This window comes from Spirosoma fluviale (assembly GCF_900230225.1).
Classification (GTDB): Bacteria; Bacteroidota; Bacteroidia; order Cytophagales; family Spirosomataceae; genus Spirosoma; species Spirosoma fluviale.
Window position 1 is genome coordinate 327,997 of the sequence record NZ_OCNH01000004.1, and the last position, 14,511, is coordinate 342,507.

The following is a 14,511-nucleotide window of genomic DNA, read 5'->3' on the forward strand; positions in this document are numbered from 1 at the left end:
GGTCAGGAAGAAGCTGATTCAGAAGACGTAGCCGTAGTCGTGTTTACCTCATTCTGGAGGCCAGCTGGACGCAAGGTAGCCCGGCTGCGAATGTACATCTGCGTGGCGACATCGCTCAAGACAAGCAGCGCCGATTGTGACTGCGCCGTAAAGGTGCCGCCGTAAATCATCTGGTCGGCGTCACGCAGGGCATTCGTTACACGTTCGTCGTGAAACCGGTCGGCGAGTTCGGAGGTTGTCAGGGAGCTATACGGCTGAGGGTCCAGTTGCTCCAGATACATTTTCCACATCACCACGGCCTGATTGGCTATTTCGGCCGCTGTTAGCGGACTAATCCGCTCATTTAACTGTGTGTATTCCCGCAAAAACCGTGCGTGCCGCCGATTTAAGACATACAATCGCCACTGTTGCCGGGCCAAATTCCCAAATAGCAGATATAAAGCGCCAACAACCAGGCTAATGCCCAAAAAGCCAATGAGCAGTGCCCCATAATTGAACTGCTGCTGTAACGGAGCCAATGACGTTTCGGTAGCCAGTGTAAGCGAACGCGCTGCGAGCGAATCCGGTAGTGCCTGGGCCAGCTTCGACCGCAGGAAAACCGTATCAGTCAGCGTCCACTGCGCCGTACAGTCAACGGCATTGATGGTCCGAACGGGAACTCTCAGTAACTGCACCGAATCCGTTTCAAAGGATACCAGCGTGTACACGGCACTGTCGCGGCTAATCGCCTTTGACCCATCGCCGGTTGTTTGTGTCGCAAAAACAGCCACTTTCTGAACCCGATACGGCGCAAAGAATTGGGCGGTATCCGGAAACAGCACATCGACCGTTGGGGCGTGGTGATAGGTCAGCGAATAGCGAAACGGGCGGCCAATTTCGATACTATCGGTCAGGAAGTACCCCGTTGGCGGAAACTGACGGGGGGGCATCTGCCCCCGGCAAAGGCCGGAGAGCAAACAGAAACCAACAAGAAAGAGGAGGACAACTTGCTTCATTAGTATTTTCTGACCCTGAACAATTCGACAAGTTTCGGCACAAAATCTTCCTGCGAATCGAGCGCGAGGTAGTTGGCGTTGTATTGTTTACAAAGCCGCTCCAGCCGCTCCTGATTCTGTTTAAAGGTGTTATACAACCCGCTGCGGAACGAAACAGACGACGTGTTGACCCAGACCGTCCGCCCGGTTTCGGTATCGTGAACCGGAATGATGCCCAATCTCGGCAGCTTCACTTCCCGCTGGTCGTACAGGTGAATGACCACCAAATCGTGCTTCTTGGCCAGGGCTTTGAGGTTGTGTTCGTAATTCAGGTCAATAAAATCAGACAACAAAATTACGACACTCCGGCGTTTAAGGGCGTTGAGCGTAAACAGCAGCGCATCGGCAATGCTGGTGCGGGTCGACTCGGGGTGCAGCTTAAACAGGCTCATAATGAGCTGATAACCCGTTTTCAGTCCATTGCCCGGCTTGATGTACTTCTCTTTCTGATCCGAAAAACAGTACATGCCTACGTGGCTGGCTTCGCGAATGGCCGACAGCGCCAGAACTCCGCACACTTCTTTTGTGGTGTCCAGTTTATTACGCTGCCGGGGGCCAACCTCCTGTGAGGCACTCACATCGACAACGAAGAAAACGGTCTGGTCTTTCTCCTCCCGAAAAACTTTTACGAACGTACCGTGCCCTTTCGACGACACGTTCCAGTCGATTGCCCGCACATCATCGCCATACTGGTAGGTACGCAAATCACTGAACTCCAGACCTGTTCCCTTAAAGACGGACCGAAAGCTGCCACGCATTTGCGAGTTCACCGCCTTGCGAATGCGAATATCGAAATTACGGAGCCGGGCCAAGAACTCGTCCATATCAACAGGCGTTATATTTTTTTAACAGCCAATCCCGAACTTTGCCACGAGGGATTGCCTTACAAAGCTACCCATTTAAGCGTATGCTTCGAAACCAATATCAACGGCATCTGTGGAGTGTGCTGCTAAGCGGCTGGCTGGTTGCAGCCTGCACAGCTCCCGAAAACAAGCCACCGGAAAATTTACTAACGGAGGAGCAAATGGCCAGTATTCTGACCGAGGTACACATGGCCGAAGCCAAAATCAGCCGGATAAATCTGCGTTCCATCGATTCATCGAACATTGTCTATAAACACCTGGAAAGCGCCATTTTCAAGAAGAACGGCGTCGACACGGCTACTTATCGGAAGAGCTACATCTTTTACTCATCGCACCCCGCCGATATGGAAGCCATTTATCAGCGGGTTACGGAACGGTTGAAGAAAAAAGTTGACGCGCATACCCCAAAAACTTCATGACAGTTGGTATTATAGGGGCCGGCATTTCGGGACTCACGCTGGCCTACGAACTGCAACGGCGGGGTGTTGCTTATCATCTCTGGGAAGCATCTGATCAGGCCGGGGGCTACATCCGCTCGCAACGAGACTGGCCCGATGGCCCATCCGGACGTAGTTACCTACGTGAACTCGGTCCCAATTCCCTCCTTGGCGATGCCGATTTACTGGACTGGCTCGATGGACTGGGCCTGACACCCGATCTGACTTTTAGCCAGCCCGTCAGTAAAGCCCGCTTTATTTTTCGCGACGGAAAATACAGGCAACTCCCGTCGGGGCCGCCTTCGCTGCTGTTCGGCAGCTTTTTCAGCTGGAAAACCAAGCTGGCCATTCTCCGCGAACGAAACAACAAAACGGTATCGCCCCCCGGCGAAACGCTGGGGCAGTTTTTCAGACGCCGTTTTTCCAGCGAGATTGTCGATTACGCCCTTGGGCCGTTTGTGGCGGGTATTTACGCCGGAGATCCGGAACAGCTGCTGGTTTCCGAAACGTTTCCCAGCCTGCTTCAGTATGAAAAAGAATACGGGTCGGTGCTGCGTGGCCTGATCAAGAGCCAGTCGGCTGGGGGGTCGGCTGTTGGTCGTCGGCAATCGTTCAGTTTCCGGGAAGGGATGCAGATGTTACCCAACGCGCTGGGCACCAAACTGACCGATCTTTCGCTCAACGACGCCGTCAGCCGCATTAGCCCAACACCAAATGGCTGGCAGGTTGAAACAAAAAACGGTAACGCAACAGTCGACAAACTGGTACTCGCGGTTGGTACCGATGCGGCTGCCCGGTTGGTAGATGAACGTTACCCCGACCTGGCCCGTAGACTTCAGACCGTTACTTACCCACCCATGACGGCCGTACATTCCGCCTACAAACGCGCCGATGTCCGGCATCCGCTCAATGGCTTTGGCGGGCTGAACCCGGCCGTTGAAGGGCGTTTTGCCGCCGGGCACATCTGGAGCAGCTCGATCTTTACGGGTCGATGCCCGGATGATGAAGTTCTTTTCACTACGTTTGTGGGCGGGCAAACCGGCGCGCGCAACACCCGGCACCCGGACAGCGTACTGGCTGAAAATGTCCATAAAGAGCTGGTCGATGGCTTCGGTATTACGGCAGTTAAACCGGTTTATCAATCCATCTTCCGGTGGGAGCGCGCCATTCCACAGTATGATGCGACGATTGCCTCAATAAAAGAACCGATCAAAGCCGCTGAGGCCGACCAGCTGTTTGTTTGTGCCAACTGGTATGGGGGCGTATCCTTGTCGGACTGCATTGGGAAAGCCCGGAAATTAGCTGGCGAACTGGCTGTCAAGCAAGATATTAAGAATTTTTAATGATTTTATTAGACAAAATTGGAGTACTTTGGTGTTATAGAAGTAACCCTACTTTAACTCACTCAATAGCCTGTGAAAGAGCGCTTAGTCGTTATTCCAACCTATAATGAAATTGAAAACATCGAAGCAATTATCCGAAAGGTGTTTAGCCTGCCGGAGCCCTTCGATGTCCTCATCGTAGACGACGGCTCCCCCGACGGTACGGCTCAGCGTGTTCGTGATATACAGGAGGAGTTTGCGGCTACGGATGCGGCTCAGCGTGGTTCGACGGCGCGTCTCCACTTGCTCGAACGACGGGGTAAGCTTGGGTTGGGTACCGCCTACATTGACGGATTCAAGTGGGCGATGTTGCGCGGGTACCAATACCTGTTCGAGATGGACGCCGACTTTTCGCATAATCCCGACGACCTGATCAAACTTTACCACGCCTGCGCCGACGAAGGACCCGAGCGGGCCGATGTGGCCGTGGGTTCCCGGTATATTCGGGGGGTCAACGTCGTCAATTGGCCCATGGGTCGGGTGTTGATGTCGTACTTCGCGGGGGTTTATGTCCGGTTTGTTACGGGCATGTCCATTATGGACCCTACGGCGGGCTTTGTTTGCTACCGGGCTGATGTGCTGGAAGTAATTCTGCACAACCCAATCAAATTTGTGGGGTATGCCTTTCAGATCGAGATGAAATTCACCTGCTGGAAATACGGTTTCCGGATCAAAGAGGTACCCATTATTTTCACCGATCGTACGCGGGGCGTTTCTAAAATGTCCTCTAAAATCTTTAAGGAAGCGGTTTTTGGAGTGTTACAGATGAAAATCAGCAGTTTCTTCCGGCATTATATTCCCCGCCGGGAAGCCCCCAAACGCGTGCAGGAACCAGTCGACGCGATCTGATTCAAGCGGTTTACCATTCAGGCCGGTGAAAAACACCCCGGCCTATTCTATCGTTCAAAGATAACATCGGCAAAATAGCCTTTACTGTCCGTGAACCAGCCCGCCAGCGAAAAGCCGGTTTGCTGCGCCAGATGCTCGATTTGACTTCGGTTGAATTTGCGGGAGATTTCGGTATGAATAATCTCACCGTCCTGAAAAGGTACCTGCATACCAAGCGCCTTGATGTCTACAGTCTGCGCTTTCTGACTAACCAGATACGAACGGGCTTCCCCTGTTTCGGGGCTATAGGTCTCGTAGTGATCAAAGGCGGCAAGATCAAAATCAGCGTCGAGGTCGCGATTGATTCGGCGCAGTAAATTCAGGTTGAACGCTTTTGTCAACCCCTGACGGTCGTTGTAAGCCGCATGGATAATGGCCGGATTCTTCTGTAAATCAAAGCCCGTCAGCACAATATCGCCGGGTTTGAGCCGATCGTGCAGTTGGCGATAGAATTCAACGGCTTCATCTGGGGCAAAGTTGCCAATATTAGACCCCAGAAAAAGAACGACTTTCCGGCTGTCGGTTTCGCTGGACAGGTGCTCCAGTGCACTGAAATAATCATCATGCCGCGGATTCAGCAGCAAATCAGGCCATTGCTTCCGCACATCGACTACCAGCCCTTCAAGCGCATCCACCGAAATATCGACCGGCGCGTAGGTAAAATCGGCGTTCTGGCTTTCGAAGAAACCGAGCAGAATTTTTGTTTTCAATCCATCTCCCGCGCCTAACTCCACCAGTTCGAACGGACGGTTATCGGGGGTGAGCAGTTGCAGTAAATCCGCTTTGTACGTGTCCAGCACTTCGTATTCCGACCGGGTCAGGTAGTACTCCGGCGAGTGCATGATTTCGGCAAAAAGACGACTGCCTTCCGCATCGTAGAAAAACCGTGACGACAGGGCCTTTGGCATTTTCTGCAAACCGGTTCGTACTTCTTCCGCCAGGGGGTCTGCGTCTGCCGACAGTAGACTGGTTGACGTTTCTGACCCGGCCCATGCGTTCTGCCCTTTACCCTCTGCCCTATGCCCTATGCTTCCGTTACTAAACGTATTCCGGTATACTGCCATCGTTTGTCTGGTTGAAAGAAATTACGGTACGTGGTCCGGGAGTGCCCGTCGGGTGTAGCTACGGAAGCTCCCCGCAAAACCATCTGTCCGCTCATAAATTTGCCGTTGTATTCGCCTACGGCTCCTTCGGCGGTCTGGAAGCCGGGATAAGGCAGGTAAGCCGAATTGGTCCACTCCCACCGGGCACCCCAGTTGAGGGCGGGGTTCACCGTAGACGCGGCCACTTCCCATTCGAACTCGGTGGGTAGTCGCTGCCCTTTCCAGCGGGCGTAAGCGTCGGCTTCATACTGACTCACGTGGCAAAGGGGCGCATCCGGATCGACCGGTTTAAGGCCGTCGAAAGTATAATACCACCACGCGCCATCGACCTGGTGCCAGTACAAAGGGGCCTGAACGCTGTTTGCGTTTACCCAGGCCCAGCCATCGGAAAGCCAGTAGCGGAAGTTACGATAGCCACCGGCTTCGATAAACGCCCTGTATTCCCCATTGGTGACCAGCTTACCGGCCAGCGTCGCATTATTCAGGTATACCTTGTGTGCGCCTACTTCATTATCGAAATAGAATACGCCATCGGTCTGCCCATCTGTTGGCTGAAAACCAACGGTGTAAATACCTTCCGGAATAAACACCGAATTGCCACTCCGTTGCGGCTGGTGTTCCAGAAAAGGCATCTCGATGGCAGGCAGCAACGGGTTATGGCCCAGAATGTATTTAATATCGGTGATAAGCAACTCCTGATGTTGCTGCTCGTGATTCAGACCCAGCAGAATCAGCGCGTGCAGATCGGGCGAAAGATCCGCTGTATCCAGAAACCGGCCCATCTGCTCATCAACGTATGCCCGGTAAGCGTACACGCCAGCCACCGTAGGTCGACTGAGGTTGCCCCGGTCGGTGCGCAACACGCGCTTACCTACTGTTTCGTAATAGCTATTAAAAACATAGCTAAAATCTTCGTGAAAGATGCGGTAACCGGGCGCGTTAGGTTTCAGCACAAAGGTTTCCCAAAACCAGGTTGTATGGCCCAGATGCCATTTGGGCGGACTTACATCCACTACGGGCTGTACGACATAATCCTCGGTTTCGAGGCCCCGACAGATGGCTTCGGAATGCAGCCGTACGCGGAAGTAGTGTTCGGTAAGCGTTTGTTCGGCAATCATTCAGGCGTGTGGTAGTTTAGTTTCAGGACACGGGGACTAGTAAAGGTTTATCGGCTGTGCGAAAATGACAGGCAAAACCCTATAGACTAGTAACAGGATATGAACGCTGTTGTTCAATACCCAACCATCTGTTCATCGGCATAGCACCAGAGCCAGCGTTCGCCCGGCTCGGCCGAGGCCACCACGGGATGATTACTCGCGTGAAAATGCTTTGTCGCGTGTTTATTGGGCGATGAATCGCAGCAGAGCGTGGTGCCACACGTTTGACAGGTACGCAAATGCACCCACGAAGCACCCGTTTTAATACATTCTTCGCAGACGTACTCCTTCGCCACGCGAAGCTCCGTTATGGCGGAGAGGTGCGAGCATATGGTTTGTTTTGACATGGGGATATGGGGGTTTGGGCAGGGGGCGTGGGGCAAAGGGTTTATGGCAGAGGGATGGCGTTGTATCCTTACCCCTTTGCCCCGTACCCTATGCCCCTCTGCTAGTTTTCTGCTAAATATTTATGGACAAAACTTACGGCCATAGCACCTTCGCCCACAGCCGATGCTACGCGGTTCATGGCCCCCGCCCGCACGTCACCAGCCGCAAAGATGCCCGCGCTACAGGTTTCGAGGGAGAACGGCTCCCGGTTATAGCGCCAGACCTGCTTGAAGTCGGCGTATTTGGCGAGATCGCGACCGGTAGCAATAAACCCTTTAGGATCTTTGATGATGTCCATCTCGATCCAGTCGGTGAGGGGTTTGGTGCCGATGAAGATGAACAGCCCGGCGGCTTTTACCGTCCGGCGTTCTTTGGTATCCATGTTTTCTACCACCAGGCATTCCAGCCGCTCGTTACCCAACCCTTCCACCACTTCGGTACAGCCGAGTACGGTAATGTTGGGCGTCTGAGCAATCTGGTCGATCAGGTACTGCGACATTGTTTCGGACAGGTCGGGGCGACGAACGCAAATACATACTTCCGAAGCCGTTCGGGAGAGATACATAGCTCCCTGCCCGGCCGAATTACCACCCCCGACAATGTAAACGGGCTTTCCTTTGAACGCAAAGGCCTCGGTGGTGGCGGCTCCGTAGTACACTCCCGCGCCGGTATATTTATGCAGGCTCTCGTTGTCTAACTGGTGGTAGGATACCCCCGTGCTTAGAATAATGGACCGCGCCACCACCTCATTTCCATCGCCCAGACGAATGTGCTTGTATTGGCCCTGCGATGTAATCGACATCACCTCCTGCGGAGCCAGAAACTCCACACCGAAGCGTTGCGCCTGGGTAATGGCTCGCCGGGTGAGGTCGGCTCCGCTGAGACCATTGGGAAAACCCAGGTAGTTTTCAATGCGCGAGCTGGTTCCGGCCTGTCCGCCGGGAGCGCGTTTGTCGATCAGGATCGTTTTTAGCCCTTCCGAGCCACCATACACCGCAGCGGCCAGACCGGCCGGACCGGCACCGATGATCGCCAGGTCATACAGCCCTTCGGAGGCTTTGGGTTGTAACCCCAGTTTTCCGCCCAAATCGGCCAGTGAGGGCTGGGTAAGCGCCGTCCCATCGCCAAGCAGGATAACGGGCAAGTCAGTTGTGCTCAGGCCGTGGAGGTCGAGCATCTCCTGCGCCGTCGGGTCACTTTCAATATCGAGCCATTGATAGGGAAACAGATTGCCCGCCAGAAAATCCTTTAACTCGTGCGAACGGGGCGAAAACTGATAGCCGATCAGCTTCAGGCCCTCAAACGGCGGCCGGTAGTTCGACTGCCAGTCGCTGAGCAGATCGTCCAGCACCGGGTATAACTTTTCTTCGGGTGGGTCCCAGGGTTTGGCAATGTAATAGTCCAGTTGTACCTCGTTGATGGCCCGTACGGCTGCGTCGACGTCCGAATAGGCCGTTAGCAGCACCCGTTTGGCATTTGGGAATACTTTCCGGGCCTCCATCAGAAACTCAACGCCCGTCATACTCGGCATGCGCTGGTCCGACAAAAACAGGGCGACCTCCTCCCCCTTTTTCTTTAATTCGGGCAAGGTGGCCAGTGCCTCCTGCGACGAACTGGTACATACGATCCGGTATTTTTTTCGGTACTGCTGACGCAAATCATGCTGAACAGCCTGCAATACCTGCGGGTCGTCGTCAATTGAAAAAATAATGGGTAGTTTCATAAAGTCGAAAAAAGGAAGAATGAGAGACTAAAAGAGCGAGTGAGGGGGTGAGCCATCAATCACTTTTTTTTATTGAGTTGGTAAACAAACACTAAATTCGGTATGCCCTGGCTGCGACTGGAGCTTGATGGAGCCATTGTGGTGTTTAATGATTCCCTGCACAATATCGAGACCCAGGCCCGTACCTTTTCCAATTTCTTTAGTGGTAAAAAAAGGCTCAAATATTTTATCTTTTATGTCCTCCGGAATACCGCTTCCGTTATCAATAACTTTCGTTACGACAAACTCCGACCCATCGGGCCGCCGGTCGGCTTGACTGATGATGTCGAGTTTTCCCCCGTCGGGTAAGGCATCGATGGCATTGTCGATCAAATTGGTCCAGACCTGGTTTAATTCGCCAGGCCAGCCGCAGACGGGCGGCAGATCGTCGGCGATAGTCAAATTTAATTGAATATGCTTGCTTTTAACCTTATGATCCAGCAAAATAAGCGTACTCCTCAGCCCTTCGGCGAGCGGAATCTGCTGTTTGCCCACGCCCCGGTCCATGTGCGTGTAATTCTTGATGGAGCCCGTAAGTGTCGAGATGCGTTTGGAAGCTTCGCTGATGTCGGAAACCAGCTTTTCCGTGACCAGATTATTGACCAGCCAGTTAATTACACCCGCCAGATTCTCATCCCCGATCTTCTCCAGAATCCAGTCCAGATCATCGACCGTAAAGCCATAATCGACCAGCGGGCTGGCGAGATCCATACTGTCGTCCACCCCGTTATCATCCAGCCAGTCGGTCACTTCATCCTCCAGGCTGGTTCGTTCGAGCAGAGTTAAGGGGCGGGCATCGACAGCCCGCTGCTGGTCTACCTTTTTGAAGAAAACCGTATTGACCGAGTCGACCTGCTCATCGGTCAAATTGAGGTGCATGATGGCTTTGAAAGCCTCGGGGGTAGCCCGCATGTGTACTTTGAGCGTATCGGCCGAGCGCACCACGGCCGCAACGGGGTTGTTCAGCTCATGGGCCAGCCCCGCCGACAAGCGCCCCAGCGAAGCCATTTTTTCGTTCTGCTGCGTCAGTTTGGTATAATCCCGAACGCGGGTAGTCATCTGATGCACCATAGCTTCGGTCAGTTCATAACACGCATGAATCAACTCGGGCAGCTTGTCGCGGTGGAGTTTGAGTACCTTGATAGGCGTTACCGAAATCAGCCGGTTGGAGATGCTTTTCATGCGCGAAAACGGAAGCAGTCCCAGCAGCGAATGCGGTTCGTACGTCAGAATTTCATCGGCGGCCCCGTTGACTCCGCCATCAATCCGAACCCGGCCTTCGAGCAGCAGAATCAGGTGATGGATCGATTCGTTGGGTTTATAGAGTACGGTTTCTTCGGGATAGGCCTCTTCGTCGGCCCGGTCGATCACCCATTGGAGCTGCTCATCGGGAACATTCGCAAAGGCAGGAAACTGTTGCAGCGTTTCTAATAAATTCATGAGAGAGAAGGCGTTGCTGATCAGACGAGTAACTAATTGCCGCTTAAATTGGTTACAGCAATGCCAAAGAACTTCCTGCCTGATGCGTTTCACCCTCCTATTTCTCTGTTTTCTGAGCGTTGCTTTCCGGGCCGATAAGCCTGCCTACCGTCTTTATACGCCAAAGCTAAAAACAACCACGTATGCCCAGTTGCTGCGGCAGGCCACGGAGGCCGATGTGGTGCTGTTCGGCGAACTTCACAACAACCCTATTTGCCACTGGCTTGAATTTCAACTGACAAAAGACCTTCAGGCGGCTAAAAAAGGTAACCTGGTACTAGGTGCCGAAATGTTTGAGACGGATAACCAGACCGCCCTCACCGATTACGTGCAGGGACGAACTACGGCCAAAGAACTAGCTACACAAGCCCGTTTGTGGCCCAATTTCGACACGGATTACAAACCGATTACCGATTTCGCCAGGGAACAGCACATTCCGTTCATTGCCACGAACGTACCCCGACGGTACGCCCGTCTGGTTTCCCGACAGGGGTTAACGGCCCTCGACACCATCACGGCCGACGCTAAACGCCAGCTGGCTCCCCTGCCCATAAACGTTGACCTGACGCTGCCCGGCTACAAAGCTATGATGGAGATGATGGGCGGCAACGAGGGACATGGCGCAGCAAACCCACATAGCGGCCAAACCGATATGATGGCCAATTTTGCCCGTGCTCAGGCGACCAAAGATGCGACGATGGCTTATTTCATTCTGCAAAACTGGAAACCGGGCCAGACGCTCCTGCATTTTAACGGCGATTATCACTCCAAAAACTTCGAAGGCATTGTGTGGTACCTGCGCCAGAAACAGCCCGACTTAAAGATTCTCACCCTCTCGTCTGTCGAGCTGTCGGACATCGACAAACCCGCCACCGACAACCGCAATCTGGCTAATTTCGTGCTGGCCATCCCCGCCGATATGACGAAGACGTATTAACGTACCCATGGACTTTAGTCCGTGTTTTTTACTTGTGTAAGAATGGTTAAAACACGGACTGAAGTCCATGGGTACGTTACACAGACCTCACTCACGTCAGCCCTTACCCGCACCAGACGGTTTCTTTTTCCCTTTTGCGTCTGCTTTTGCCAGATTTTGGGAAATTCTAAACTTGGTGATTTTCGCAATCAGATCCAGCGGCAGGGGTTGATCGAACGGAAACTGAACCGATCCTTTCGCGCCTTTGTATCCAGACAATTCTTCCTTGAACGCGTCCAGGCCCTGCGGTGCCGGATAGAAACCAATGTGGTTTTTGAAAGCCGCAAAATGAACCAGATTTCCATTCAACTTGAGGGTAGGAATCCCGTAACTGATAGCCTCGTCAGCATCGGGGGCGGCATCCAGAATGGTCTGCCGCACTTGCTCCAGAAGCACCTGGATTTCTGCCGGGAATGCAGCTATGTACGCATCAATGTCGCTAGATGAGTTTATATTCATATAGGATATAGTTTAGTAACTAGGGTCTATTTACGGCAGGAGATTACTGCAGACTTACGCGTATGGCGTTTCCTTTTAGCTCGACAAAATCAGCGTCAGCATCGCTCTTTACGGGCACTGTTTTACCATTTATCAGCCAGTTCCGGTACTTGCCTTTGGGAAAGGCCAACCGCACGGTCCAGTTCGGTTGTTTTTGGGTAATGGACAGCGTCAACTGCTCACCCGCTTTGACATAACCTATTGATACCATATTGTCGCCCACGGTCACTTTTTCAATGCTGGCTTTGTCCCAGGTGCTGGGCATTTGCGGTTGAACAACAACTAATTTTCGGGACGCTTCCGGGCGAATACCAAAAAACTGTTTGACGATCGGGACGGCATAACTGTACATATTCCAGGCCTGTGTGACCATGCCGTAGTCGGGCGACACTTCGTAAATAGAACCCGGAAAGGCATAGCTGAACGTTTTGGTCATTCGTTTCAAATAACCCAGTGCTTCGTCGGGATGCCCATAATTGTTCTCACCAATCGTGACCACACCCGTTGGTAAGGTCATCACCGCCCCGGTGTAGGTAAATACTTTTTTGTTTAAGGTAAACGACCCCTCGTCCGTTCCGGCCGATTCATCACGGTCGATACCGGTCACAAACACACCAAAGGGGTTTGTGAATTTGCTGGCTGTCCGAAGCGCGATAGCTGCTTTATCGGGATCGGCGACACCCGTTTCCATGGGCGTGTTGACCACCCAGTTATGGTGCAGCACAAAGCCTTTTTTGGTGCCCTCGGGCAATAAGCGCAGCTTTTGCCGGGTGGCTTTCAGTTCCTCAACGGCCCAGGGTTTGTGTAGTGTATCCGCCCGAATAATGGCTCCTTCGACAAGCGCCAGAGCCTCGGCTTTTGTCCCGATAAAATCGGCGTACGAACCGCTCTCGGGCACCCAGAAATCGGTGTTTATTTTCGTTTTTAACAGATCAGCTTTGTGCTGGTAGTCCATCGCCAGTGTTTTGTCGCCGAGTTCGGATGCCATATAGGCCGCACTGGCAAAGGCATCCTGCGTGTACACCGCCACATCGATCATCTCGCTGTTCATGCCGTGTATTTCCATCATGCCGAAACCGTCGGGAAGCAGGTTTTTGTCTTTGTCATTTTCGGCCAGCAACCAGGCCATCCCCTTTTTTACCGTCGGAAAGTACTTGCGAAGAAAACCTTTATCGCCCGTCCATCGGTACACTTCGGCGATCATGCTGGCAAACTGGGGTACTTCGTTTAAGTTGCCGGGGTTGAAAACCGAGCCGTTCGTCGATACTTCGTGGATAATCCGGCCGTTGCCGTTTTCCTTTTCGGAGATTTTATTCAGCAGGTCGACCGAGTCATATACGAGTTGTTTATTCCCCGTTGTGATCAGACCCGACAGGGTGTAACAGCCATCGGCCCCAAACCACCACGGGTAATCAGGTAACCCCGCCGACAGTCCCCGCCCGATTTCGGGCACTTCGCGAATCAGCCAATCGGTATTGTATTTCACCCAGCGAAATGCCTGCTCCAGTTTTTTATCCGGCACCTGTACCGATGCAAGCTGGTCGATGGTGGCGTACCGATCTTTTTTACTTGCCAGATACGCATAGGCATTTTTCTGAACGTCAGCGAAGGTCCGATTGGCTAACTCCGCCGATTTGTAGGACCCGGCAATGGTAATCGGGAGTTGTGTTTTCCCGTTGGCGGGCACCGTGATGGTGTACACCAGCGAAGCTGCGCACCCTTTCCCGGCCGACACAAAGTTGCAGGATTTGTTCTGATGGTGCTGGCGGGCGGGCACATTGGCGCCAAACACAACGAACCAGTCATTCTGTTGATCTTTAGCGACCCAGGACTGCGTTTTTGCCTGCCAGGTTGCCTGATCCGGTGCATCGACCATGTTGGTTCGTTCGCCCAGCCAGGTCGGTCGCAGATCCGTGTGGGCTGTCCAGGTAAACTGTAGCGTGAGCGGCTTAGATTGCTTATTGATGAACGTGTATTCCACCACCATGCCCTCTTTGTTGTCGGGAACAAATTGAAGTCGCTCGATGTCCAGCCCGTTGGTAACCTGTTGGTACAGGTGCTTATTGGCAAAGGGATAGTTTATGAACGTATCGGCTTTATCCAGGCAAACCTCTTTTTGACCAATGGTTATGGCCGCTGTAAATCCGTCCATTAATTTGATGGGATGGTCCCAGATTCCGCCCATCTCGCCCGTAATGTGCCAGCCCAGATCGGGGAATTTTCCGTCCTGATGCCCAACCATGTACAACCGATTGCCAGCCGTTACAAAGGGCGATGCCAGGTATTCTTTCTTCCCGGAAATATGTTCAACCTGCGTCAAAAGCCCCTGAAGTGATGGCTGCGCGGCTGTTTTTTGGCTACAGGTTGATAAAAGGACAACCGCAGCTAAGCTAGCCGTAGCAAGTTTATTTTTACGAAGAGTAAGTAAAGCCGATTGGCCATGTGTTTTCATAAATTGCTCATTTATGCGTTCGTAAAGTTACGTCTTTATACCTTGTTCGCTTAATCCCGCTTTCCCCACGGCAACCTAACTCAACAGACTAAC

The 14,511-nt window shown here is 52.8% G+C and carries 13 protein-coding genes; 4 read left to right on the plus strand and 9 right to left on the minus strand.

The features are described 5' to 3' along the window. Nucleotides 1-2 precede the first annotated feature (2 nt). Together CRO74_RS22615 and CRO74_RS22620 are read right to left on the minus strand one after the other, a co-directional pair. Entirely contained in the window at nt 3-995 is a 993-nt protein-coding gene (locus CRO74_RS22615) for a hypothetical protein (protein WP_097129181.1), read from the minus strand. After that, the gene (locus tag CRO74_RS22620) at nt 995-1,858 is read right to left on the minus strand and encodes a DUF58 domain-containing protein (RefSeq protein WP_097129182.1); all 864 of its coding nucleotides are present in this window, start codon (nt 1,856-1,858) and stop codon (nt 995-997) included. The genes CRO74_RS22615 and CRO74_RS22620 overlap by 1 nt, the downstream gene beginning before the upstream one ends. An 83-nt stretch (nt 1,859-1,941) precedes the next feature. Between CRO74_RS22620 and CRO74_RS22625 the strand changes: the two genes are divergently transcribed. From CRO74_RS22625 to CRO74_RS22635, 3 genes are all read left to right on the plus strand, one after another. Then, nucleotides 1,942-2,316 (plus strand): DUF4296 domain-containing protein, encoded by a 375-nt coding sequence (locus CRO74_RS22625; protein WP_179830272.1) that lies wholly within the window; start codon nt 1,942-1,944, stop codon nt 2,314-2,316. Further along, nucleotides 2,313-3,677, plus strand: coding sequence for a protoporphyrinogen oxidase (gene hemG / locus CRO74_RS22630; protein ID WP_097129185.1), 1,365 nt, complete (start codon nt 2,313-2,315; stop codon nt 3,675-3,677). Before CRO74_RS22625 ends, hemG begins: the two co-directional genes overlap by 4 nt. 72 nt (nt 3,678-3,749) lie before the next feature. Then, the gene (locus CRO74_RS22635; RefSeq protein ID WP_097129187.1) at nt 3,750-4,565 is read left to right on the plus strand and encodes a polyprenol monophosphomannose synthase; all 816 of its coding nucleotides are present in this window, start codon (nt 3,750-3,752) and stop codon (nt 4,563-4,565) included. 47 nt (nt 4,566-4,612) lie between these two features. Here CRO74_RS22635 and egtD read toward each other — a convergent pair whose 3' ends face one another. The 5 genes from egtD to CRO74_RS22660 form a co-directional block, all read right to left on the minus strand. Continuing rightward, nucleotides 4,613-5,668, minus strand: a complete 1,056-nt coding sequence (gene egtD, locus CRO74_RS22640) for an L-histidine N(alpha)-methyltransferase (RefSeq protein ID WP_245877958.1) — start codon at nt 5,666-5,668, stop codon at nt 4,613-4,615. Beyond that, nucleotides 5,629-6,825 carry an ergothioneine biosynthesis protein EgtB gene (gene egtB / locus CRO74_RS22645; protein ID WP_097129189.1) on the minus strand — a complete coding sequence of 399 codons (1,197 nt, stop codon included), beginning with the start codon at nt 6,823-6,825 and terminating at the stop codon, nt 5,629-5,631. Before egtB ends, egtD begins: the two co-directional genes overlap by 40 nt. Before the next feature lie 113 nt (nt 6,826-6,938). Continuing rightward, a complete protein-coding gene (locus CRO74_RS22650; RefSeq protein ID WP_097129190.1) occupies nt 6,939-7,211 on the minus strand; it encodes a UBP-type zinc finger domain-containing protein in 273 nt (90 codons plus the stop codon). Nucleotides 7,212-7,312: 101 nt separating this feature from the next. Then, complete coding sequence (locus CRO74_RS22655) at nt 7,313-8,974, minus strand: FAD-dependent oxidoreductase (protein ID WP_097129192.1); 1,662 nt, start codon at nt 8,972-8,974, stop codon at nt 7,313-7,315. 69 nt (nt 8,975-9,043) lie between these two features. After that, nucleotides 9,044-10,453 carry a sensor histidine kinase gene (locus CRO74_RS22660; RefSeq protein WP_097129194.1) on the minus strand — a complete coding sequence of 470 codons (1,410 nt, stop codon included), beginning with the start codon at nt 10,451-10,453 and terminating at the stop codon, nt 9,044-9,046. Between the two features lie 82 nt (nt 10,454-10,535). Between CRO74_RS22660 and CRO74_RS22665 the strand changes: the two genes are divergently transcribed. Then, a complete protein-coding gene (locus tag CRO74_RS22665; protein WP_097129196.1) occupies nt 10,536-11,429 on the plus strand; it encodes a ChaN family lipoprotein in 894 nt (297 codons plus the stop codon). Between the two features lie 96 nt (nt 11,430-11,525). Here CRO74_RS22665 and CRO74_RS22670 read toward each other — a convergent pair whose 3' ends face one another. Further along, complete coding sequence (locus tag CRO74_RS22670) at nt 11,526-11,927, minus strand: iron chaperone (RefSeq protein WP_097129197.1); 402 nt, start codon at nt 11,925-11,927, stop codon at nt 11,526-11,528. A gap of 43 nt (nt 11,928-11,970) precedes the next feature. Continuing rightward, the gene (locus tag CRO74_RS22675; protein ID WP_097129199.1) at nt 11,971-14,418 is read right to left on the minus strand and encodes an alpha-L-rhamnosidase-related protein; all 2,448 of its coding nucleotides are present in this window, start codon (nt 14,416-14,418) and stop codon (nt 11,971-11,973) included. Between the last annotated feature and the right edge of the window lie 93 nt (nt 14,419-14,511).